This is a genomic window from Streptacidiphilus sp. MAP12-20 (genome assembly GCF_041262525.1).
In the GTDB taxonomy this organism is placed as follows: Bacteria; Actinomycetota; Actinomycetes; order Streptomycetales; family Streptomycetaceae; genus Streptacidiphilus.
Genome location: NZ_JBGCCK010000005.1, coordinates 166,077 through 187,666 on the forward strand (window position 1 = coordinate 166,077; position 21,590 = coordinate 187,666).

19 protein-coding genes are annotated in these 21,590 nt (G+C 70.6%); 6 read left to right on the forward strand and 13 right to left on the reverse strand.

The genetic code is table 11. From position 1 onward, the window contains the following. The first annotated feature begins 73 nt into the window (after window positions 1-73). A complete protein-coding gene (locus ABIA32_RS08655) occupies window positions 74-1,363 on the forward strand; it encodes a GNAT family N-acetyltransferase (protein ID WP_370093325.1) in 1,290 nt (429 codons plus the stop codon). 47 nt (window positions 1,364-1,410) lie between these two features. Here the strand turns inward: ABIA32_RS08655 and ABIA32_RS08660 are convergent, their stop codons facing one another. After that, window positions 1,411-2,085, reverse strand: coding sequence for a response regulator (locus ABIA32_RS08660; RefSeq protein WP_370093326.1), 675 nt, complete (start codon window positions 2,083-2,085; stop codon window positions 1,411-1,413). Continuing rightward, window positions 2,082-3,275: a sensor histidine kinase gene (locus ABIA32_RS08665; RefSeq protein ID WP_370093328.1), complete on the reverse strand. Its 1,194-nt coding sequence runs from the start codon at window positions 3,273-3,275 to the stop codon at window positions 2,082-2,084. Before ABIA32_RS08665 ends, ABIA32_RS08660 begins: the two co-directional genes overlap by 4 nt. A gap of 172 nt (window positions 3,276-3,447) precedes the next feature. Here ABIA32_RS08665 and ABIA32_RS08670 point away from each other — a divergent pair, with 172 nt between their 5' ends. Next, a complete protein-coding gene (locus ABIA32_RS08670; RefSeq protein WP_370093329.1) occupies window positions 3,448-4,203 on the forward strand; it encodes an ABC transporter ATP-binding protein in 756 nt (251 codons plus the stop codon). Further along, window positions 4,200-5,261 carry a transporter gene (locus ABIA32_RS08675; protein ID WP_370093330.1) on the forward strand — a complete coding sequence of 354 codons (1,062 nt, stop codon included), beginning with the start codon at window positions 4,200-4,202 and terminating at the stop codon, window positions 5,259-5,261. The genes ABIA32_RS08670 and ABIA32_RS08675 overlap by 4 nt, the downstream gene beginning before the upstream one ends. Before the next feature lie 7 nt (window positions 5,262-5,268). On the opposite strand, the gene ABIA32_RS08680 is transcribed toward ABIA32_RS08675, so the two are convergent. From ABIA32_RS08680 to ABIA32_RS08695, 4 genes are all read right to left on the reverse strand, one after another. Beyond that, window positions 5,269-6,087: an Fpg/Nei family DNA glycosylase gene (locus ABIA32_RS08680; RefSeq protein ID WP_370093331.1), complete on the reverse strand. Its 819-nt coding sequence runs from the start codon at window positions 6,085-6,087 to the stop codon at window positions 5,269-5,271. A 15-nt stretch (window positions 6,088-6,102) separates the two neighbouring features. Then, complete coding sequence (locus ABIA32_RS08685) at window positions 6,103-6,588, reverse strand: ribose-5-phosphate isomerase (protein WP_370093333.1); 486 nt, start codon at window positions 6,586-6,588, stop codon at window positions 6,103-6,105. A gap of 13 nt (window positions 6,589-6,601) precedes the next feature. Beyond that, a complete protein-coding gene (locus ABIA32_RS08690; protein ID WP_370093334.1) occupies window positions 6,602-7,198 on the reverse strand; it encodes a biotin transporter BioY in 597 nt (198 codons plus the stop codon). 273 nt (window positions 7,199-7,471) lie between these two features. After that, window positions 7,472-8,110 (reverse strand): DsbA family protein, encoded by a 639-nt coding sequence (locus tag ABIA32_RS08695; RefSeq protein ID WP_370093335.1) that lies wholly within the window; start codon window positions 8,108-8,110, stop codon window positions 7,472-7,474. Window positions 8,111-8,301: 191 nt separating this feature from the next. Between ABIA32_RS08695 and pepN (ABIA32_RS08700) the strand changes: the two genes are divergently transcribed. After that, a complete protein-coding gene (pepN, locus tag ABIA32_RS08700) occupies window positions 8,302-10,890 on the forward strand; it encodes an aminopeptidase N (protein ID WP_370093337.1) in 2,589 nt (862 codons plus the stop codon). Between the two features lie 112 nt (window positions 10,891-11,002). Further along, entirely contained in the window at window positions 11,003-12,799 is a 1,797-nt protein-coding gene (locus tag ABIA32_RS08705) for a PQQ-binding-like beta-propeller repeat protein (protein ID WP_370093338.1), read from the forward strand. 9 nt (window positions 12,800-12,808) lie between these two features. On the opposite strand, the gene ABIA32_RS08710 is transcribed toward ABIA32_RS08705, so the two are convergent. From ABIA32_RS08710 to ABIA32_RS08740, 7 genes are all read right to left on the reverse strand, one after another. Beyond that, the gene (locus tag ABIA32_RS08710) at window positions 12,809-14,146 is read right to left on the reverse strand and encodes a S8 family serine peptidase (protein ID WP_370093339.1); all 1,338 of its coding nucleotides are present in this window, start codon (window positions 14,144-14,146) and stop codon (window positions 12,809-12,811) included. A gap of 53 nt (window positions 14,147-14,199) precedes the next feature. Beyond that, window positions 14,200-15,609, reverse strand: coding sequence for a WXG100 family type VII secretion target (locus tag ABIA32_RS08715; protein ID WP_370093340.1), 1,410 nt, complete (start codon window positions 15,607-15,609; stop codon window positions 14,200-14,202). Further along, a complete protein-coding gene (locus tag ABIA32_RS08720) occupies window positions 15,609-15,929 on the reverse strand; it encodes a hypothetical protein (RefSeq protein WP_370093341.1) in 321 nt (106 codons plus the stop codon). Before ABIA32_RS08720 ends, ABIA32_RS08715 begins: the two co-directional genes overlap by 1 nt. Window positions 15,930-15,995: 66 nt before the next feature. Continuing rightward, entirely contained in the window at window positions 15,996-16,649 is a 654-nt protein-coding gene (locus ABIA32_RS08725) for an alpha/beta family hydrolase (RefSeq protein WP_370093342.1), read from the reverse strand. Then, entirely contained in the window at window positions 16,630-17,301 is a 672-nt protein-coding gene (locus ABIA32_RS08730) for a hypothetical protein (RefSeq protein WP_370093343.1), read from the reverse strand. Before ABIA32_RS08730 ends, ABIA32_RS08725 begins: the two co-directional genes overlap by 20 nt. Further along, window positions 17,298-17,519 carry a hypothetical protein gene (locus ABIA32_RS08735; RefSeq protein WP_370093344.1) on the reverse strand — a complete coding sequence of 74 codons (222 nt, stop codon included), beginning with the start codon at window positions 17,517-17,519 and terminating at the stop codon, window positions 17,298-17,300. The genes ABIA32_RS08730 and ABIA32_RS08735 overlap by 4 nt, the downstream gene beginning before the upstream one ends. A gap of 14 nt (window positions 17,520-17,533) precedes the next feature. Then, entirely contained in the window at window positions 17,534-18,745 is a 1,212-nt protein-coding gene (locus ABIA32_RS08740; protein ID WP_370093345.1) for a hypothetical protein, read from the reverse strand. A 166-nt stretch (window positions 18,746-18,911) separates the two neighbouring features. Between ABIA32_RS08740 and pepN (ABIA32_RS08745) the strand changes: the two genes are divergently transcribed. Further along, entirely contained in the window at window positions 18,912-21,509 is a 2,598-nt protein-coding gene (pepN, locus tag ABIA32_RS08745; RefSeq protein ID WP_370093346.1) for an aminopeptidase N, read from the forward strand. Window positions 21,510-21,590 lie beyond the last annotated feature (81 nt).

Sequence of the window (21,590 nt, forward strand, 5' to 3'; positions counted from 1 at the left end):
TTCGGGTGTGGGATGCAACCGATGCCGTGAAAATCTGCTCGCGTCTGGGCCGACTCACTGCTAGGCAGGTCGTATGGACGCTTCGAACCTGCCGTGGACTGCTTCATCCACCGCCTCCCCCGAGCTGCGCATCATCGGCGCCGACGACTTCGAACCCTGGTTCGCGTCCCTCGTGGGCGCCTTCGGCGGAGTGCCTGAGGCTCCTGAGGAGGCGGCACTGTGGCGAGAGCTTACCGAGCTGGATCGCTCGATCGGCGTATTCGACGCGAAGACGGCGGTCGGGTCGGCCGGGGCGTTCAGCTTCCGGCTGGCGGTCCCGGGCGCGGCGGCAGCCGAGCAGCCCCTCGTTCCGGCGGCCGGGGTGACGATGGTGGGCGTGCGCTCCACGCACCGGCGGCGTGGCCTGCTGACCGCGATGATGCGCAGCCAACTGGACGACGTGCGTGAGCGCGGTGAGCCGGTCGCGGTGCTGACGGCCTCTGAACCGGCGATCTACGGCCGATTCGGCTACGGGGTGGGCTCGCTGCGAGCACGCGTGACGATGGACCGGCATCGGGTACGGATCGCGAACGCCGGACTCGGACGCGAACTGCGGCTCTGGCAAGTGGATCCGACCGAGTCGCTCGACGCCTGCGAAGAGCTGTACGACCGGCTCGGGCCGCTGCGCCCGGGGTGGCTGCGGCGCCCGGCAGGGTGGGAGAAGGCCGCGGTGATCGACCCCGCCTCGGGCCGGGAGGGCCACTCCCCGCTCTTCTGCGTGCTGGTCGAGGATCCGGCGAGGGGCGGGCTCGGCGGCTATGCCCGCTACGCGGTCAAGCCGGCCTGGGAGCGCTCGGGCCCGAGCGGCTCGGTGGTCGTCCGCGAGCTCTACGCCTCCTCGGCGGAGGCGACGGCGGCGCTGTGGCGGTACCTGCTCGACATCGATCTCACCGACACGGTGACCTGCCACAGCCTTCCGGTGGACGACGCCCTGCTGAGTCTGGTCAACGACCCGCGTCGATGCGACGCCGTGATGGGGGACGGTCTCTTCGTCCGCCTGGTGGAGGTGGGCGCGGCGCTGGGCGCCCGGGTGTACGGGCGGCCCGTCGACGTGGTGTTCGAGGTCGAGGACGCGTTCTGCGGTTGGAACGCCGGGCGTTGGCGCCTCAGCGGCGACGAGAAGGGCGCGGTGTGCGAGCGCACGGCTGATCCTGCGGATCTGGCTCTGACGGTGCGTGAGCTGGGCGCGGCGTACCTGGGCGGCGTGACGCTGCGCTCTCTCGCGGCCGCAGGCCGGGTACAGGAGCTGCGGGCGGGCAGTTTGGCGGCGGCGTCGGCGGCGTTCGCGACGGACCTCGCACCGTGGCTGCCACGGGGGTTCTGAGCACTCTGAGGTAGTTGCACTCACCTCAGGGGCGCGCTTAAGGGTTCTCATGTGCCGGAAGGGGCGGGTTTGACGAGGCCCGCGTCGTACGCCGCGATGACGAGTTGGGCACGGTCGCGGGCGTTGAGCTTCATCAGGAGGCGGCTGATGTGGGTCTTCGCCGTCGAGAGGCTGACGTGGAGGTGTTCGGCGATCTCCGTGTTGGAGAGGCCGAGGCCGACCAGGGTCAGTACCTCGCGCTCGCGTTCGGTCGTGTCCGCCAGCGCGGAGGCGACCGGCACGCCGCCGGGCGCTGGGCGGCGGGTGAACTCCTCGATGAGGCGGCGGGTCACGCCGGGCGCGAGCAGCGCGTCCCCCGAGGCGACCACACGGATCGCTTCGAGGAGCTCGGCCGGGCGGGTGTCCTTGAGCAGGAAGCCGCTCGCGCCCGCGTGCAGCGCGGAGAAGACGTACTCGTCCAGATCGAAGGTGGTCAGGATGAGCACCCGCACGTCGGCCGTCGTCGGATCCGCCGCGATCCGGCGCGCGGCCTCGATGCCGTCCATGACCGGCATCCGCACGTCCATCAGCACGACGTCCGGCCGCTCCCTGCGCGCCAGATCCACTGCCTCCGCGCCGTTGGAGGCCTCGCCCACCGACTCCAGGTCGGGGGCCGTGTCCACCAGGACACGGAAACTGCCGCGGACGAGGGCCTGATCGTCGGCGACGAGGACACGGATCACCGGCTGACCTCCACAGGAGCGAGCGGGAAGCGGGCGCTGACGCGGAAGCCGCGCCCGGGGAGCGGACCAGCGCTGAGCTCGCCGCCGTACATGACGACGCGTTCGCGCATGCCCGCGATGCCGTGACCACCCGAGGAGGACGAGCCACCGACCGCGCCGGTGTCCGTGACCTCCAGGGTGACGGACTCCGGACGGTATTCGATGGCGACGCGGCAACGGTCGACCCGGGCGTGCTTTATGACGTTCGTCACGGATTCCTGGACGACCCGGTAGATCGCCAGCTCCAGCCCGGCCGACAACGGTGGCCGATCCCCCGTCACCTCCAGCTCGACGCGGACGCCGGCCTCGGCGGTCCGGGCCAGCAGCGCCTCCAGGTCGGAGAGGGCGGGGGTCGGCGCGTCCGGGGCGGGGGCGCCGCTCTCGGCGTCGCGCAGGACGCCCAGCAGAGCGCGCATCTCGCGCAGCGCGCCCCTGCTGGTCTCCTCGATCGAGCTCAGCGCGCGCCGGACCTCGTCCGGGCGTTCGGCCGCGACGTGGTTGGCGACACCGGCCTGGACCGCGATCACGCTCATCGAGTGCGCCAGCACGTCGTGCAGCTCGCGCGCGATGCGCAGCCGCTCATCGCTCAGCGCGCGCCGGGCGTCGGCGAGTTCGGCGGCGGCGCGCTGCTGGGCCTGCGCCGCGAGCGCGTCGGCGTAGCGGCGCTGCTGGGCGACGAGAAGGCCCACGGCCCACCCGGCGACCACCAGCAGCATCAGGGCCAGGATCGGCCCGGGGCTGTAGAAGTACGGCCTTGACCGAAGCACGGGCAGATGCCCCGTCAGCCCGGCTGCGGAGACCAGCAGGGACCCCGCCAGCAGCGCGAGCGACTCGCGGCGCGAGAAGCGCTGGGCGACCGTGTACATCACGAAGGCCAGCGCGACCAGGGGCACGAACGAGGTGCTGAGCGTCGTCCACAGCGCCGCGACAGCGACCACGACGACCAACCCGGAGCGCGACCAGCAGCGCCGACACCCGGCGGCGACGAGCGCCAGGACGATCGCGGAGCCGTCCGCCCAGCCGGGACCTTGCGTGACGCGCCGGGACAGCAGGGCGGAAGCGAGCACCACGAGCACGACGGCCGCGCAGTCGATGGCGACCCAGTGCCGCGTCCCGAGGCGCTTGAGCAGGGGTGGTCGAAGGGGCTCCATGCGGCCACCGTAATCGCCTGGCCGACGCGCGGCGTCAGACCGGAGTCCGACGCAACGGGTGGTACTTCAGGCCGGGCAGAGCCTCCAGAATCCGCACTGCGGCCTGACGATTCGGCCGCCCCTCCGCCCGCATCGTGGTGACCCTCACCGCACGGCGAAACGGAGGAACGTGATGACCGCCGTCATCGAGGCCCACGGCCTCGGCAAGCAGTACCGAGGCCGGTGGGCGCTGGCCGACTGCACCCTGTCGATCCCGGCCGGCTACGTCGTGGGCCTGGTCGGGCCCAACGGCGCCGGCAAGTCGACGCTGCTGAATCTGGTCACCGGCCTGCTGCGGCCGACCGTCGGCAGCGTCGAGGTGCTCGGCGGCCGGCCGGGCGCGAGCCCGACGCAGCTGGCGAGGGTCGGCTTCGTCGCCCAGGACGCACCGATCTACGCCGCCCTCTCGGTCGACGACCACCTGCGGCTGGGTGCGCGGACGAACCCGGGGTGGGACGCGCCGTACGCGCAGCGCCGCATCGCGAAACTCGGGCTGGATCCGAAGTCGCGAGCCGGGCGGCTGTCCGGCGGGCAGCGCGCGCAGCTCGCGCTGACGCTGGCGGTGGCCAAGCGGCCGGAGCTGCTCGTGTTGGACGAGCCTGCCGCGAGCCTTGATCCGCTGGCCCGCCGCGAGTTCCTGGACGATCTGGCCGACGCGGTCGGCGAGCGCGCCATGAGTGTTGTGCTCTCCTCGCACCTGGTCGGCGATCTCTCCCGGGTCTGCGACTACCTGGTGGTGCTGAGCGCCGCCCGGGTCCAGGCCGCCGGGGAGATCGAGGAGCTGGTCGCCGACCACCGCGCCGTCACCGGCGTGCCCGAAGCGGATCTGGAGGATCTGGTGCTGGCCCATCTGAGCCGGGGCCGCAACGAGCAGGAGGCCGCGGCATGATCTGGTTGACCTGGCGTCAGTTCCGGGCTCAGGCTCTCGCTGCCCTCGGTGCGATCGCCGCGCTGGCGCTGCTCTTCGCGCTCACCGGCGCGCATCTGGGCCACCTCTACGACAGCAGCGGGCTCTCCGGCTGCAGCGGCGCGGAGGCGTGCTCCACCGCGAAGTCGACGTTCTTCACCGACCTGAAGGCGAACAGCCTCTATCCGGTCCTCTATTTCGCGGGCGTGGTGCTGCTGTATCTCGCGCCGGCGGTCATCGGCATCTTCTGGGGCGCGCCGCTGGTCGCCCGGGAGGTCGAGGCGGGAACCTTCCGACTGGCCTGGAGCCAGAGCGTCACGCGCTCCCGCTGGCTCGTCGTCAAGCTCGGCCTGCTCGGGCTCGGCGCGGTGGCGACGGCCGGACTGCTCAGCCTGACGGTCACCTGGTGGGCGGGCCCGATCGATCGCGCCGCGGCGCTGCCCGGCGGCGGGCAGAGCCTCGGCGAGGCGCTGCCGAACCACTTCATGCCGCTGATCTTCGGCGCGCGCGATCTCGTCCCCATAGGCTGCGCCGTCTTCGCCTTCGCGCTCGGCGTGACCGCCGGGGTGCTGGCACGGCGGCTGCTGCCGGCGATGGCGGTCACACTGCTGGTGTTGGCTGCGGTGCAGGTGGCCCTGCCGATGGCTATGCGCGCCCATTACCTGGCTCCGGAGCGCACCACGACGGCGCTCACAGTGTCGCCGAACACCCCGGGGGTCAACCTGCGGATCGACGGCGGGAACACGCAGGTCAACAAGCCCGTCGACATACCGGGCGCCTGGGTCACCTCGGTCCGCACGGTCGACGCGGCGGGCCGCCCGTGGAACGGGCCCGCACCCCAGATCTGCCTCTCGCAGTCCAGTACGCCCGAGCAGTGCCTCGGAGCCATCAATCAGCTGCACCTGAGCCAGGTGGTCGACTACCAGCCCGCCGACCGCTACTGGACCTTGCAGGGGATCGAGACCGCTCTCTACCTCGTGGGCGCGGCCGCCCTCGGCGGGTTCTGCGCCTGGAGGGTGCGCTCGTTGCGGTTGAACTGACGCAGAATCAGGCCGCCTGGCAGCGCGGACACCAGAAGAGGTTCCTTGCCGCATGCTCCTCGGCACGGACCGGGGTCCCGCAGACCAGGCAGGCCTGGCCGGTGCGCCGGTAGACGTAGACCTCGCCGCCGTGGTCGTCGCGGCGAGGAGGTCGGCCCATCGCCTCGGGCGTGTGCTCGGGGCGGACGGTGTCGATCCGGCCGAGACGGACGCCTTCGCCCATGAGCGGGCGCAAGTCCGCCCAGATCGCGTCCCATTCGGCGCGGTCCAGGCTGCGGCCCTCGCGGTGCGGGTTGATGCCCTGCCGGAAGAGGACCTCGGCGCGGTAGACGTTGCCGACGCCGCAGAGGACCTTCTGGTCCATCAGCAGCGCGGCGATGGTGGTGCGGCTGGCGCTGATCCGCTTCCACGCGGCGTCGCCTGTGTCCTGCGGACGCAGCGGGTCGGGGCCGAGCAGATGCTCGACGTCGCGCTTCTCGAAGGTACTGATCAACCGGCACTTGGTGGGTCCGCGCAGGTCCGCGTAGGCGCCGCCGCCGGCCTCCGTGGCGATCCGCAGCCGGACCTGACCGACGGGCGCGGGGGCGGGGCCGTGGCCCCAGAAGACCTTGCCATAGAGGCCGAGGTGGATGTGGATCCAGCCCGCTCCGGCGAAGCCGAGGAAGAGGTGCTTGCCCTTCGCGTCGGTCTCGCTCAGCGCACGGCCGTCCAGTCTCGTCGCGGCGGGTGCGAAGGGACCCTGCGGGCTGGAGACGGCAACGGCCTGGCCGCCGAACACCCGGTGGTATTCGGCGGCCAGTCGGTGGATGGTGTGACCTTCGGGCACTGGACGCGGCCTCGGTCAGCCCTGCGGGTGGTGCGCCGGGACGGGCGGCAGGTCGCCGGTGGTCTCGTAGTCCGTCAGCATGTCGATGCGACGGATGTGACGCTCCTCCGCCGAGAACGGCGTGTTGAGGAAGGTCTCCAGGAAGGAGGTCGCGTCCTCCTCGCTGTGCATGCGGCCGCCGATGCTGATCACGTTGGCGTTGTTGTGCAGACGACCCAGCTGGGCGGTCTCCACACTCCATGCCAGCGCGGCGCGGACGCCCTTGACCTTGTTGGCGGCGATGGCCTCGCCGTTCCCACTCCCGCCGATGACGACGCCGAGCGCCTCCGGGTCCGCAGCGGTGCGCTCGGCAGCACGCAGGCAGAACGGGGGGTAGTCGTCGACGGCGTCGTAGATGTGCGGACCGCAGTCGATCGGCTCGTGGCCGGCCTCGGTGAGCCACTTCACGAAGTGCTGCTTGAGCTCGTAGCCGGCGTGGTCGGATCCCAGGTAGACGCGCATGGGATGGATTATGTCAGCCCTTCTTGCCGATCAGCTTCCACACCGCCGGGAGCAGGCCCATCGCCAGAGCGACCTTGACGGCGTCACCGAGCAGGAAGGGGTAGAGGCCGAGCGAGGCCGCCTGGGCCAGCGGCAGGTGGGCGGCGACGGCGAGCCACGGGACGCCTACGGCGTAGATGGCGAGATTGCCGAGCACCATCGCGCCGGCGGTGCGGAGCGGGCTGCGGTCCGCGCCGCGCCGGGCGAGCGCGCCGACGAGCGCCCCGGCCAGGACGAAGCCCACGACGTAGCCGATGGTCACGCCGGAGCCGGAGGCGCCACCGGCGAACCAGGGCAGACCTGCGAGGCCGGCGAGCAGGTAGAGGCCCATCGAGGCTGCCCCGCGGCGCGTGCCGAGCGCCGTGCCGACGAGCAGCGCGGCAAGCGTCTGGCCGGTCACCGGCACCGGCGAGCCGGGGACGGGCACGGAGAGCTGCGCGGCCAGCCCGGTGAACGCGGCGCCGCCGAGAACGAGCACGGCGTCGCGGACCAGCGCGCGGCCGCGGTCGGCGGCGGGCAGCAGGTCGGCGAGGACAGCGCCGGGACGGACGATCGGGGCGGCGAGACTCACAGCAGGACTCCTGGGCTGGCTGAGTGAAGATCACAGTGAACGCTCGTGAACCTATCGGCCGCAGCGCGGTGGGCGCCTGAGGGGCTTCCCACAAAACCGCAGGTCGTCGATTGGGCGGGCCGACACAGGGATCACGTCCACTTGACAATCCCGAGCCCGGCAGCCGTAACCAGCAACGACCCGGCGACGCTCCGCGCCGCCGGGTCTCAGGAGGCGATTCCTCCTGAGCGCAAACGCCAGGATTCCTCGCCAGATCGTGCTGAAGGCAGGGCCTTACTCGAAGCTCGGGCCTGCGGTCCGCGTGCGCTTGAGTTCGTAGAAGCCCGGGGTCGAGGCGACCAGCAGCGTGCCGTCCCAGAGGCGGCCGGCCGCGTCGCCGCGGGGGGTGGGGGTGACGACGGGACCGAAGAAGGCGACCCGCTCGCCCGTCGGGCCGGGGACGGCGATGACCGGGGTGCCGACGTCCTCGCCGACCAGGCCGATGCCCTCGGCGTGCGAGGCGCGCAGCGCCTCGTCGTGGTCGTTCGACTCCATCGCGTCAGCGAGGGAGAGCGGGAGGCCGACCTCCTCCAGCGCGGACTCGACCGTCGCCCGGTCGCGCAGCTGACCGCCGTTGTGGAAGCGGGTGCCGAGCGCAGTGTAGAGACCCCCCAGCACCTCGTCCCCGTGCTCCTTCGCCGCAGCGATGCAGACGCGGACGGGACCCCAAGCCTCCTCCATCAGCTTCGCGTACTGCTCGGGCAGGTCGCGCCCCTCGTTCAGCACCGCGAGGCTCATCACGTGCCACTTCACCGCGACAGGGCGTTCCTTCTCGACCTCCAGCATCCAGCGGGAGGCCATCCACGCCCAGGGACACAGCGGGTCGAACCAGAAGTCCGCCGGAACGGGCGCGGCGGGGGCGTCGACAGACATACAGGAGCTCCTTGGGACGACAGGTCCTTCGACAGGTGAGTACCCACCAGGCAACGCACACCCTCGCCCGACCATTCCCGCGCGCCTACAGGCGGCACGCCGCTCGTGACAAGATGCCAGCACAGACAGGAGATCCTGGGTTCAGCGGCGCGGCCACCCCACGCGCCCGAAACGCACGAGGGAGTACCGACGTGCCCGGCACGAATCTCACCCGCGACGAAGCCCGCGAGCGGGCGCGCATCCTCGACGTCGACGGCTACACCGTCGAGCTCGATCTTCGCAGCGCACTCGGGGAGACCGGCGTCTTCCGCTCCCGGACGACTCTGCGTTTCCGCTGCTCCGAGCCGGGCGCGGACTCCTTCGCCGACCTGCTCGCGCCCGCGGTGCACAGCGTCACGCTGAACGGCCGCGCAGTCGACCCGGCCGAGGTCTTCGACGGCTCGCAGATCGCCCTGCCGGGCCTCGCCGCAGAGAACGAGCTCGTCGTCGACGCCGACTGCGCCTACAGCCACACCGGCGAGGGCCTGCACCGCTTCGTCGACCCGGTCGACGGCGAGGTCTACCTCTACACCCAGTACGAGCCGGCTGACGCCCGACGCGTTTTCGCCAACTTCGAGCAGCCGGACCTCAAGGCCCCGTTCTCCTTCACGGTCACCGCGCCGGGCCATTGGGAGGCCTTCTCCAACTCCCCCACCGGCGGGGACGCGATTCGCAACGACGACGGATCACTGACCTGGAGCTTCACCCCGACGCCGCGCATCTCCACCTACATCACCGCCGTCATCGCCGGCCCCTACCACGTGGACCGTGACAACTACAGCCGCGCGCTGCCCGACGGCCGGACACTGGAGATCCCGCTGGGCGCGCTCTGCCGCAAGTCGTTGGCGCAGTACTTCGACTCGGACGAGATCTTCACCGTCACCAAGCAGGGCCTGGACTTCTTCCACGACGAGTTCGACTATCCGTACCCGTTCGGCAAGTACGACCAGGCCTTCGTGCCCGAGTACAACATCGGCGCGATGGAGAACCCGGGCTGCGTCACCTTCCGCGAGGAGTTCATCTACCGCTCCAAGGTGACCGAGGCCGCCTACGAGGGCCGGGCCAACGTCATCCTGCACGAGATGGCCCACATGTGGTTCGGCGACCTGGTCACCATGCAGTGGTGGGACGACCTCTGGCTGAAGGAGTCCTTCGCCGACTTCATGGGCGCCTTCTCACAGGTCGAGGCGACGAAGTACCAGGCGGGCTGGATCACCTTCGCCAACCGCCGCAAGGCCTGGGCCTACCGCCAGGACCAGTTGCCGACCACGCACCCGATCACCGCCGACATCCGCGACCTCGAGGACGCCAAGCTCAACTTCGACGGCATCACCTACGCCAAGGGCGCCTCGGTGCTCAAGCAACTGGTGGCGTACGTGGGGCGCGAGGCGTTCATGGAGGGCGCGCGCCGCTACTTCAAGCGCCACGCCTTCGGCAACACCACCCTGGACGACCTGCTCGCCGTGCTGGCCGAGACCAGCGGGCGCGGCGCCGAGGCGATGGCCGAGTGGTCCCGCGCCTGGCTCCAGACGGCCGGCGTCAATGCGCTCACCCCAGAGCTGACCGTCGACGCCGAAGGCCGGATCACGGACTTCGCCGTGCTCCAGGATGCCGCCGACGAGCAGCCGACGCTGCGCCCGCACCGGGTCGCCGTCGGCTGCTACGACCTGACGGAGGACGGCCGCCTGGTCCGCAGCGAGCGCGTCGAGCTCGACGTGCGCGCGGGCGCCCGTACGCCGGTGCCCGAGCTGGTCGGTACGCCGCGTCCGGCGCTGGTGCTGGTGAACGACGATGACCTGACGTACTGCAAGATCCGCTTCGACGAGGGCTCGTTGGACACGCTGCGCGCCTCCCTCGGCGACATCGAGGACCCCCTTGCGCGAGCTCTGTGCTGGTCGGCGGTGTGGAACATGACGCGTGACGGCCTGATGCCGGCCCGCGACTTCCTCGACCTGGTGCTGCGCTTCGCCGGCCGGGAGACCGACATCGGTGTGCTGCAGCAGCTGCACGCGCAGGCCAAGCTGACGCTGGAGCAGTACGTGGCCCCCGAGGGCCGCGAGGCTGCGGCGCGGGCGCTGGCCGAAGGCGCGCTGACGGAGCTGCGCGCGGCCAGGCCCGGCGGCGACCACCAGCTGGCCTGGGCGCGGTTCTTCGCGCAGTCGGCCGGCAGCGAGGCCGATCTGCGGCTGGTCTCCGGCCTGCTGGACGGCAACGCCAGGATCGACGGCCTCGACGTGGACCAGGAGCTGCGCTGGACGCTGCTGCAGGCCCTCGTCTCGGGCGGCGCGGCTGGGGACGCCGAGCTGACGACGGAGCTCGAGCGGGACAACACCGCGAGCGGCAAGCGTCTGGAGACCGCGTGCCGGGCCTCCGCGCCGACGGCCGAGGCCAAGGCGCGGACCTGGCACCTGGTCGTGGAGACGGACGAGCTGCCGAACGCGCTGGTCGAGGCGGAGATCAGCGGCTTCCAGCAGGCCGCGCAGCGCGAGCTGGTCGCGCCCTACGCGGAGCCGTACTTCGAGGTGCTGGAGAAGGTCTGGGCCGAGCGCTCGATCGAGATCGCGATGCGGATCGTGAACGGCCTCTTCCCGCGCCTGGTCGGCACGACCGCCACGCTGGAGCGGACCGACCTGTGGCTCCGCGAGCACGAGGACGCGGCCCCGGCGCTGCGCCGCCTGGTGCGCGAATGCCGCGACGACCTCGCCCGCGCGCTGCGCGCGCAGGAGCGCGACGCGGTCTGAGACCGGCGCTGGCCACCCCGTTCGGCCCTCTACGATGGCCGGACGGGGGCGTGGCGCTGAATGCCCCCGCGTTGACTGACCGTCAGTCGACGAATTCGGGGAGGCGCACGGCATGACAGACCAGAGCCCGGCGTCCGGCAGGGCACCGCAGGGGGCCGGCCAGGACGAGGACGACTACCGCCTGGCAGCGGGCGAACCCCAGGACGCGGTGCCGCCCTCAGCCCGGCGAGCGGAGACGCCGGTCCAGTACTCCGCCACCGAGAACGCTCCGCCACCGCAGCAGTCCGGGCAGCCGGGCTGGTCCTACGCACCGACGGAGGCGGCGACTCCGCAGGTGCCGCCGGTCCAGATGCCCGCGCAGCCGCCGCCGATGCAGGAACCTCAGTACCAGCCCGAGTATCAGCCGCAGTACCCGCCGCAGGGCGGCGGTTACGGCTATCCGCAGCAGCAACAGCCGTACCCGCCCGCGCCGCCGACGCAGGGGTACGGCTACCCGGGCGTCCAACAGCCGCCGCCGTACCAAGGCCAGCAGCAGCAGATGGGCGACGGCTACGGCTACCCCCAGCCGCCGATGGTCCAGCCACCCCTGCAGCAGCCCGGCTACGGCTACCCGGCCGGTCCCGGCATGCCGCCGATGGCGCCGCCGCCCAAGAAGGGCCTGGGCGCGGGCGCGATCGGCGGCATCATCGCCGGTGTCGTCGTCCTGGCCGGCATCGCCACGGTCGGCGTCGTCCTCACCAACCAGGGCGGCAGCACCGCTGGGAGCGGAGGAGGTGGTGGCGGAGGCGGCCCGCGTACGCTGGCGGCCGGCTGGTACGTCCCCGGCAACGGCGCTACCAAGCACCAGCTCGGCGCATGGCTGACGACTCAGTACCTGATCCGGGGCACCGACAACGGGGTCACCGCTTACAAGGTGACCGACGGAAGCGTGGCGTGGACCGCAAAGCCCCTCTCCGGTCCGGGCGTCCCGTGCACGATGTCACCGACCGTCTCGGCCACCGGCATCGGCACGATCGGCTTCGGCCCGGACGTCGACCACTGCTCGTCGATCGTCGGCGTGGACACGCGCTCCGGCCAGACGCTCTTCTCCACTCCACTGACGAGCAAGGACCACACCTCGGCGTCCTCGGCCTCCACCTTCGTCGACGGCAACGTCGGCGTGATCCTCAACGACAACGTCATAGGCGGAGTCGACCTGACGGACGGTAAGCCCGTATGGGGCTACAAGTCCCGTGGTCAGTACTGCAACGAATACCCCTACGGCGGCGCGAGCGTGGTCCTGGTCGACGACTACTGCGCCGACGCCAGCCCCACCTATGCGCTCACCGCCCTCGACGCCGCCACCGGGAAAGAGGTGTGGCGCAAGGCCGGCACCGACCACGTCGAGATCGAGTCCGTGCTGGCCGGCCCGAGCCCGGTCGTCGCCCGGCTGCTGAGCGGCAGCACCGCGACGAACACGCACATCTACGACGCCACGGGCGAGCCGCGTCCGCTCAACTCCCCGAACGAGATCGTCTCCGACGGCCTGAGCTCGCGCATGCTCGACAGCTCGACCCTGCTGCTGGAGACCCGCAGTCAGACTCCGGTCTACGGGCTGACCGCGTTCAACCTGACGACCGGCGCGGTCTCCTGGTCCTACGACGGCGAGTCCCACAAGGGCGCGATCCTCGCCCACTCGGCCCAGGACGCCGGCGGCAAGCTGTACGCGATCTCGCTGGCGGACTACGGCTCCCGACCGCAGCTCGTCTCCCTCGACCCGACGACGGGCAAGTCGACGGTGCTCGCGACCCTGCCCGCCTCGGACAGCGAGATGATGCTGATGAACGGCACGGTGTTCGTGCTGCCCGACCCCAAGGTCCTCTTCGTGAGCGCGGACAGCTCGACGGCGGAGATCCAGACCTTCAAGTAGCCCTGTGCGTCAGCGGGGCGGCGGCTGCTCGTGGCTGCCGCCCTGCTGCTGCGGCGGCGGGTAGGTGTAGTTCGGCAGTCCCTGGTACGGCGGCTGCTGCTGGTTTTGCCCCGGGTACTGCCCAGACGGCGGCTGGGACGGCTGTGGCGCCGTCTGGTACGGCTGCTCGGACCCGGACGCCAACGTATTCGAACCACTGCCCCGACGCGACCGGGCGACAACCACGATGATCAGGCCGAGGACTACGACCCCGCCAACGATGCCAAGCAGCAGCCCGGTGGAACTGCCCCCACCCGAAGAGCCGTCGGCGGTCGTAGTGACGGGCGCGGCACTGCTGCTCGTGTCACCGTTGGCGGCCGGAGTCGCCTGCGGCAGCGGGCCTGCGACCGGGCCGGGGGCGACCGCCGTGGTGAAGTCCGGTGAGGCGATGCCGTAGCCGAACCCGGCGTCAGGAGCGGTCAGGCTCGTGGGGAGGAGCGCGGTCTTGATGACGTAGTTGACGATCTGTCCCTGCGTCAGCTGCGGATGCGCGGAACGGTAGAGCGCGGCGATGGCGGAGACGTAGGCGGTGGCGAAGCTGGTGCCGTCGCCCTTGCCCATCTGCGTGTCGCTGCCGTCGTTGTCGCACACGATGCCGACCCCGGGAGCGGCGACGGTCACGCCACCGGTGTTTGACTGGCTCCAGAGGTGGCCGCTCTCCTCGACTGCGCCGACCTTGATCACGCCGGGGTAGGAGGAGGGGTACTCCTTACCGTCCGTTCCGCTGTTACCCGAAGGCGTCACGACAACAACGTTGTGCGCTTCCGCGTAAGCCACCGCCTGCTCGTCAGCCGGGCTCTCGATAGGACTGCCCAGTGAGATGTTGATGACCTGTGCGTGCTGGTCGACCGCGTAGCGGATGGCCTCGGCCACGTGGTCGGTCCCTGTGGCGCCTGCCTCGCCCGTCCCGACACCAATGGGGAGGATCTTGACATCCGGAGCGAGACCCTTGATGCCGTTCACGCCGTTCGTCCCGTGACCGTGTGCGGCGATGATGCTCGCCACACACGTCCCGTGGCCCTCGGGCGAGTGATCGGTCTGACCATTGCCGCCAAAGGCGAAGTCGGTCCCCTGCAGCACTTGGCCCGTCAAGTCGACGTGACTCGCTCGAACTCCGGAATCGATGACCGCGACAGTCACACCTTTGCCCGTCGAATGCGGCCAAACGGTCTTGGCGGCGTTGTAGACCCTCAGGGCCCACTGGGCAGATCGCGCCTCGTCGGCATGCGCGACTGGTGCTGCGCCGACGGCAAGGGCTCCAGCGAGCACCGTCCCCCCGACCGCGTGCAGTGCTCGCTTGAAGCCCATCCCGTCACCCCGCTCGCATACGTTCCAACGACGAGCAGGACACTACTTGACTCCTAGAACGTAATCACGCCTGGGTTCGCGTCGCCGTCGACGTCCCAGGTCTCTTCGTCCTCGACGAGGTAGTCGGCGCGAGCCTTGCGCTTCTTCTTGTTCCCACTGCCGGAGCCCATGCCACCGCCGCCCATGCCCATGCCGCCTTCGCCGTTGGCACCGCCGCTGACACCCTCGCCCGCAGCGCCCAGCTTGGCCTTCTCGGCTGCGGTCATGCCGTGCTCGCCCTCGGCGCCGGCCATGCCGTGGCTCTCGTCGAGCCCTCGGCCGAGACCGCCGGCCCGTCCGCGCCCGCCACCGAAGCCGGCTCCCCTGCCACCGAGCCCGCCTCCGTGGAGGCCGCCCATGCCGACTCCGCCGCCGCCCATGAAGCCGCCATGGCCGGCGCCGCTCCCAGTACCGATGCCACCGACGCCGCCGGCTCCCGGACCGCCGTGCAGGCCGCCACCCGCGCCGGAGCCGCCGTGCAGACCGCCTGAACCGCCGTCCAGCGTGCCGCCGACCCCGATGGGGGGTCCGCCCGGCTGACCGCCGTGGATGCCGTGGAACTGGCCACCGACCGGGTACTGGCCGACTCCGGTGGAATGGCCGGGCACGAAGGTGTCGTGTCCGCCGCCGTTGCCACCGATGATCGGCTTCTGGCCGACCTGGCCACCATGTCCAGGACCGCCCGGTGTCGGGCCGGTCCCACCGACAACCGGGGAAGGGGTCGCGGGCGGCGGCGGCCACGCGGTGACCCCACCTCGGCTCGGCGGCGGAGCCACCAACTGCGCTGCCGAGGCGTTGTACTGCGTGCCCAGGGACTCCATGACGACGACAGCCTGCTGGTGCACCTGCTCCCAGGCGCTCAGGTCCCCACCGTCCATCTTCACCGCCTGAGCCAGGCCGTACTTCGCAGCGTCCTGCTTGAACTGGATGTCACTGGAGCCGCCCAGCGCGCTGCCGAGCTGGTCCATCGTGCTCGGGGCGCCGGGGAAGTCACGCTTAGCCACCGATAGCGCCTGGCCCGCGTTGTTCATGGCGAAGTGCGTGTTGGACGCGTACTGCGCACCGTTCGTCAGACTCTCGTGCAGGGTCCCCGCGTTGGTGCGGAAGGCCTCAGCGCTGGCGCCCGACCAGTGTTCGAGCATGGTGTTGACGTGTGTGACGAGCTCGGCCGCCGTCTCGTTCAGCGACTTGGCTATCGAGTCCCAGTGACCCGCCACGTTGATGATCGCGCCCGGGTCGGCGTGCTCGATCATGTGCTTGAGGCCGTAGAAGCCGCCGGCCTGTTCGAAGTTGGTGGTGAAGCCGTTGGGACCGGTGTTGCCGCCCTTGTTGGCGTCCAGCACCTTCTGCCATTGCTGATCCGCGGCCTTCTGCTTCTGGCGCTGCTGCGCAGCGAGCGCCGCGGCCTCCCCTGCCCCGCCCATCAGGCCCCCTTGGAGAACGTGTACTTCACGGCGTTGTCCGTGCCCGCGTACTGGTCGTGCGTGTGGCCGGTCTTGTCCTTGAACTCCTGGATCATCTGCTGAAGCGTGGAGATCATTCCGTTCAGCTGCGTCTTCATGTTGTCGTGCGCCGAGTAGAGAGTGCCGGCCTCGACGAAGGCGTCGCCCCCGAACTGCGACCTGTTGAGATTGGTCTGGTAATTGGCGACACCACAGGTGGTGTCCATGCCGTCCACCACTCCCTGCAGCTTCTTCAGCGTGTCCTGCAGGTAACTCAGGTCTACTTGGTACCCGTCGCCCATCGCGCGCCTCCCCGTTCGTCGGCAACCAACCGGTACACATCATAGATAAAGCCGACGACAAGGTCCCTAGGGGATCAGCTCCTGCAACCAATCCGCGACAGCACGCACAACATCCGGCAACACGTCAGTTTCGCTCTTCCGTACCGCGAACGCGTGATTGCCCGCGCTGAGGCCCACCAGGCGGTGCGTCCGGCGCGGCAGCGGCGGGAACTCCTCCGGCGCACCGAACGGGTCGCGCGCGCCCTGGACGACCAGCGTCCGCAGGCCTGTGGACAGCAGCTCGTCCGCGCGCGAGCGCTCCGGCTTGCCCGGTGGGTGGAGCGGGAAGGCGAGGGCGAGGACGCCCGCCGCGCCCGTCGTCGCGCCCGTGCGGCAGGCAACCCGCGCGCCCGCACTGCGGCCGCCGACGAACAGTGGCGTCGCCTCGCCCACCGCTGCCCGTACGTGCGCGACGACCGGCAGCCAGCCGGCGTCCAGCGTCTTCGGCGCGGGGGCGAGGCGTTTGCCCGCGACGCGCCAGGGCTGCTCGACGAGCGCGACGGCCACCGAGTCGATCCCGGCCGCCAGCGCCTGGAGGTCGGGGGCTTCGATGCCGCCGCCCGCGCCGTGGCCGAGCAGCAGGACGCCGCGCCGGGCGGCGCGGTCGCGTCCGTGCCAGGTGATGCGGGCGTCGCCGAGTTCGGTGGGGACGAGTTCGCTGTCAGCGGGGATCGGTGCCATGACCCCGATTCTGCTTGGCTGCCTGGATCGCAGCCTTGCGACGCTCCCGAGCGGCCTGGATCTCGGGGCCGGGCTTCTGGAAGGGGTTGGTGGTGAAGTCGATCAGGTACTGCCGTGCGTCGTCCCCGTAGCCCCGGTTGAAGTGCTCGGTCCAGGCGAGGACGAGGAGCCGGTTGACCCGGTCGTCGTGGATGCTGATCTTGTACTCGGATGTGATGCCGGCGCGTCGGACGAAGGTGAAGGCCGGGGACGTGGGACCGACGAACTCGATCCGCACCGCGCTGACCTCGCTCAGCCCCGTGTAGCCGTTGGCCAGCCGGCTGAGGCCCTTGCGGCTCCCGACGAGTTGGCCGATCTCCGGCTGCTCGATGTGCCAGCTGTCCGCGATCTCCCAGACGATCTTCTCCCGGCAGCGTCCCAGGAGCTGCTTGTCGGGTGCGGCTGCCGCGCCGCAGCCCACCGTCCCGAGCAGGCGGTCGGGCTCGGCGACCGGGAAGACCCGCAGCAGATCCGCCATGTGGTAGGGAAAGTCCATAGCCATACGCACCACCGGCTTTCCCCGGCCTCCGTCGCGGACGTCGAACGCCGTGTGCTTGCGCCCGTAGTCCACCCTGACGGTGAACTCCCGCAGGGACTGGAGTACGTCCGTCATCGGCGAGCCCTCCCCGGGATCCGGTTGTCCTGCCCGGCCGTCCGGCTGACGTCCGAGATCAGGTGTGCGATGTCCTCGACCTCGGCTCCGGCCGCGAGCCGCTGGTAGATCGTGTTGGCCAGCTCCCGCTGACGCGGGCTGCGGCGGGCCTCGATCCCGGCGCCGAAGCGCTCCGAGACCGCCTCCCGCTCGGCCTGGGCCGGATCCTGGTTCTGCATGATGTTCCTCCCTCTCAGGCCGCGGGCAGCATCGCGATGCGCGCCGACCCCGCCGTGGACGACCAGAAGCCGTCCTTCTCGAACTCGAAGCCCCGCTGCTCGACATCGTTGACCAGGCTGCCCATGGTCGGCATCGGGGAGTTGACCTGCTTTACCACGTAGTCGATCGCGGGTCCGATCGCGTCGACGAGCTTGCGGATCTGCTCGTAGATCGCCTGGATGACCACGATCGCGGTGATGATGCGCTTCACGATCTTGTAGATCTTCATCAGCCGGGTCACGTCCCAGATCAGCGCGGCGACATCCGCGAGCGGGTCCTCGGGGCCGAGGCCTGCCGCCTCTATCGCCGCGGTCCCGGCGGCCATCTCCACGAACTGGCGTGCCAGGGCGGCGATCTCGGTCTCGACCAGATCGGCGATCTCCTTCAGCGCCTGGTGCACCAGCGGGATCATCGCCTCGTACGCGACCTTGAAGGCCTTCGCGGTGACCTTCGCCGCATCGCCCACGCCGCCGATGCCCATGCTCCACTGGAACAGGTACTGGTCGAAGTTGGTGCCGGTCTGGCCGACCCACTCGCTGCCGAGCTTCCAGGTGCCCTTGCGCAGCGTTCCGGCCACCGTGTAGACGGCATCGCCGAGTTGGTCGTAGGCGTGGCTGAGGTAGCTGAGCCGGCCGAACTCGCCGAAAAGCGGATGCAGCAGCAGCTCGAAGAGGTTCTGGCCGGTGCACCACTGGAACAGGGTGTTCGCCATCTTCAGGTCGGAGTGACCCCTCAGAGCCATGACCTGCAGGTGGATCGCCTTCGAGGTCGTCTCGTTCGCGTCCGCCGGCTCCTTGAGGTCGACGCCCGCGTCCTGGAAGTTACCCAGGGAGCTCGCGCCCGGGATCGAGGCGATGCTCGGGAAGCCCGAGAACGCCGACGGGTAGAGCGAGCGCATGTCGCCCGCGACGCCGTGGTCGGTGCTGGTGTACTCCGCGCTGGTCTGGTTGATCTTGTCGCCGACCAGGTGCATTCCACGCCCGCACTGGGCGAGCTTCCCGTCGAAGAACTGCGAGACCTCTGGCACCAGCGCCTGCAGCGGCAGCAGCAGGCCGTCCAGGCCCGAGCTGTTGGCGCACTGTCCGGTGCTCCAGGAGGCCAGCGCCCCGAAGTGCTCGCCCTGGTGACCGAGCAGCGCCTCGTAGGACGCGAAGTCGCCGGCCGGCGGCGTACGGAAGCCGTCCACGTGAATCCCCTCCCCGTTCATACACATGTACGGCCCGACACAGTAGTCAACCGCGCGACGGCACCGCCACAGTCGCCCCGGGCAATGGGCGGTAATGGGCAGGGGCAGCCGACCGGAACGTGCAAAGATGCCGAGGAAGACCAAGTCGACAAAGGAGTCACGCAGCGTGCCTGGCACCAACCTGACCCGTGAGGAAGCCCGTACCCGGGCCGCGCTCCTCCACGTGGACGCCTACCAGATCGAGCTCGACCTGAGCGCGGCGCCGGAAGGAGGCACGTTCCGTTCCACCACCGTGGTGCGCTTCACCGCCACCACGCCGGGGGCGTCCAGCTTCATCGATCTCGTGGCCCCGACCGTGCACGAGGTGACGCTCAACGGCACCGCCCTCGACCCGGCCGAGGTCTTCGCCGACAGCCGGATCGCACTGCCCGCCCTGGCCGCCGAGAACGAGCTCCGCGTCGTCGCCGACTGCGCGTACAGCAGCTCCGGCGAGGGACTGCACCGCTTCGTCGACCCGGTCGACCAGCTGACCTACCTCTACACGCAGTTCGAGGTCCCGGACGCGCGCCGCGTCTTCGCCTCATTCGAGCAGCCCGACCTCAAGGCGACGTTCCAGTTCGACGTGACCGCGCCGACCGGCTGGAAGGTCATCAGCAACGAGGTCTCCCCCGAGCCCGAGAAGGGCTCCGTCGAGGGCACCGAGCTGCACCGCTTCCCGGTCACGCCGCGCATGTCGACGTACATCACCGCGCTGATCGCCGGTCCGTACCACGGCGTCTTCGACGAGTACGTCAGCGCCGACGGCCAGCAGCGCGTGCCGCTCGGGGTCTACTGCCGTCCGTCGCTGGCGCAGTTCCTCGACGCGGACCACATCTTCGATGTGACGCGTCAGGGCTTCGACTACTTCCAGGAGAAGTTCGACTTCCCCTACCCGTTCAGCAAGTACGACCAGCTCTTCGTGCCGGAGTTCAACGCCGGCGCGATGGAGAACGCGGGCGCGGTCACCATCCGCGACCAGTACGTCTTCCGCTCCAAGGTCACCGACGCCGCCTACGAGGGCCGCGCCACGACCATCCTGCACGAGCTCGCGCACATGTGGTTCGGCGACCTGGTCACCATGGAGTGGTGGAACGACCTGTGGCTGAACGAGTCCTTCGCGACCTTCGCGGAGACCGTCTGCCAGGCCGAGGCCGTCGGCACCCGCTGGCCGCACATCTGGACGACGTTCGCCAACCAGATGAAGACCTGGGCCTACCGCCAGGACCAGCTGCCGTCCACGCACCCGATCATGGCGGAGATCAACGACCTGGAGGACGTGCAGGTCAACTTCGACGGGATCACCTACGCCAAGGGCGCGTCGGTCCTCAAGCAGCTGGTCGCCTACGTCGGCCAGGACGCCTTCTTCGCCGGTGTCCGCGCCTACTTCAAGCGCCACGCCTGGGGCAACACCCGCCTGTCCGACCTGCTGGGCGCGCTGGAGGAGACCTCCGGCCGTGACCTCAAGGTCTGGTCGAAGGCGTGGCTGGAGACGGCCGGCATCAACGTCCTGCGCCCGGAGATCGAGGTGGACGCCGACGGCGTCATCACCTCCTTCGCTGTCCGCCAGGAGGCCCCGGCCCTGCCCGCCGGCGCGCGCGGCGAGGCCGTGCTGCGTCCGCACCGCATCGCGATCGGCCTGTACGAGGTCGAGGGCGGCGCGCTGACGCGGGTCGAGCGGATCGAGCTGGACATCGCCGCCGCCGAGCTCACCGAGGTGCCGGAGCTGATCGGCCGGGACCGTCCGGCCGTGGTGTTGCTCAACGACGACGACCTCTCCTACGCGAAGATCCGCCTGGACGAGGTGTCGCTGGCCAACGTCACCGCGCACATCGCCGACTTCACCGAGTCGCTGCCGCGTGCGCTGTGCTGGGCGGCCGCCTGGGACATGACCCGCGACGGCGAGATGGCCACCCGCGACTACCTGGAGCTGGTGCTGCACGGCGTCGGCCGGGAGTCGGACATCGGCGTGGTGCAGTCACTGCAGCGTCAGGTCAAGCTGGCCGTCGAGCTGTACGCCGCGCCCGAGTGGCGAGTCACCGGCCGTGCCCGGCTGGCCGCCGCGGCCGAGGAGCTGCTGCGCGCCTCGGCGCCGAGCAGCGACCACCAGCTGGCGTGGGCGCGGGCTTTCGCCGCGTCGGCGGCGAGCGAGGACCACCTGGCGCTGCTCTCCGGGCTGCTGGACGGCTCGGTCGAGATCGAGGGCCTGGCCGTCGACACGGAGCTGCGCTGGACGCTGCTGGAGCGCCTGTCCGCGACGGCCGTCGCGGACGAGACGGCGGTCGTCGACGAGCTCGGCCGCGACGCGACCGCTGCCGGTGAGGCCCACGCGGCGACCTGCCGCGCGTCCCGCCCGACGGCGGAAGCCAAGGCCGCCGCGTGGGCCTCGGTGGTGGAGGCGGAGACGCTGACCAACACCGTGCAGGAAGCCGTGATCGCCGGCTTCGTGCAGATGGGTCAGCAGGACCTGCTGGCCCCGTACACGGAGAAGTACTTCGCCGCGATCAAGGGCATCTTCGAACAGCGCTCGCACGAGATGGGCCAGCAGATCATCGTCGGTCTGTACCCGTCGATCCAGGTCTCCCAGGAGACCCTGGACACGACGGACGCCTGGCTCGCGGCGAACGACCCGGCCCCGGCGCTGCGCCGCATGGTGGTCGAGTCCCGCTCCGGCATCGAGCGCGCGCTGCGCGCCCAGGCCGCGGACCGCGCGGCGGGCGAGAAGTAGCCCACGCGCACGGTCGTCAACCGGCGTTCCGTCAGCCCCCGTCGCCCGCAGGGCGGTGGGGGCTGACGCCTGCTCGGCCCG

Bases quoted from the DNA above. Each gene is read 5' to 3' on its own strand.
- ABIA32_RS08655 (WP_370093325.1), top strand. From the start codon at position 74: ATGGACGCTTCGAACCTGCCGTGGACTGCTTCATCCACCGCCTCCCCC.
- ABIA32_RS08665 (WP_370093328.1), bottom strand. From the start codon at position 3,275: ATGGAGCCCCTTCGACCACCCCTGCTCAAGCGCCTCGGGACGCGGCAC.
- ABIA32_RS08670 (WP_370093329.1), top strand. From the start codon at position 3,448: ATGACCGCCGTCATCGAGGCCCACGGCCTCGGCAAGCAGTACCGAGGC.
- ABIA32_RS08675 (WP_370093330.1), top strand. From the start codon at position 4,200: ATGATCTGGTTGACCTGGCGTCAGTTCCGGGCTCAGGCTCTCGCTGCC.
- ABIA32_RS08685 (WP_370093333.1), bottom strand. From the start codon at position 6,588: ATGCGCGTCTACCTGGGATCCGACCACGCCGGCTACGAGCTCAAGCAG.
- ABIA32_RS08695 (WP_370093335.1), bottom strand. From the start codon at position 8,110: ATGTCTGTCGACGCCCCCGCCGCGCCCGTTCCGGCGGACTTCTGGTTC.
- ABIA32_RS08705 (WP_370093338.1), top strand. From the start codon at position 11,003: ATGACAGACCAGAGCCCGGCGTCCGGCAGGGCACCGCAGGGGGCCGGC.
- ABIA32_RS08710 (WP_370093339.1), bottom strand. From the start codon at position 14,146: ATGGGCTTCAAGCGAGCACTGCACGCGGTCGGGGGGACGGTGCTCGCT.
- ABIA32_RS08715 (WP_370093340.1), bottom strand. From the start codon at position 15,609: ATGGGCGGGGCAGGGGAGGCCGCGGCGCTCGCTGCGCAGCAGCGCCAG.
- ABIA32_RS08720 (WP_370093341.1), bottom strand. From the start codon at position 15,929: ATGGGCGACGGGTACCAAGTAGACCTGAGTTACCTGCAGGACACGCTG.
- ABIA32_RS08725 (WP_370093342.1), bottom strand. From the start codon at position 16,649: ATGGCACCGATCCCCGCTGACAGCGAACTCGTCCCCACCGAACTCGGC.
- ABIA32_RS08730 (WP_370093343.1), bottom strand. From the start codon at position 17,301: ATGACGGACGTACTCCAGTCCCTGCGGGAGTTCACCGTCAGGGTGGAC.
- ABIA32_RS08735 (WP_370093344.1), bottom strand. From the start codon at position 17,519: ATGCAGAACCAGGATCCGGCCCAGGCCGAGCGGGAGGCGGTCTCGGAG.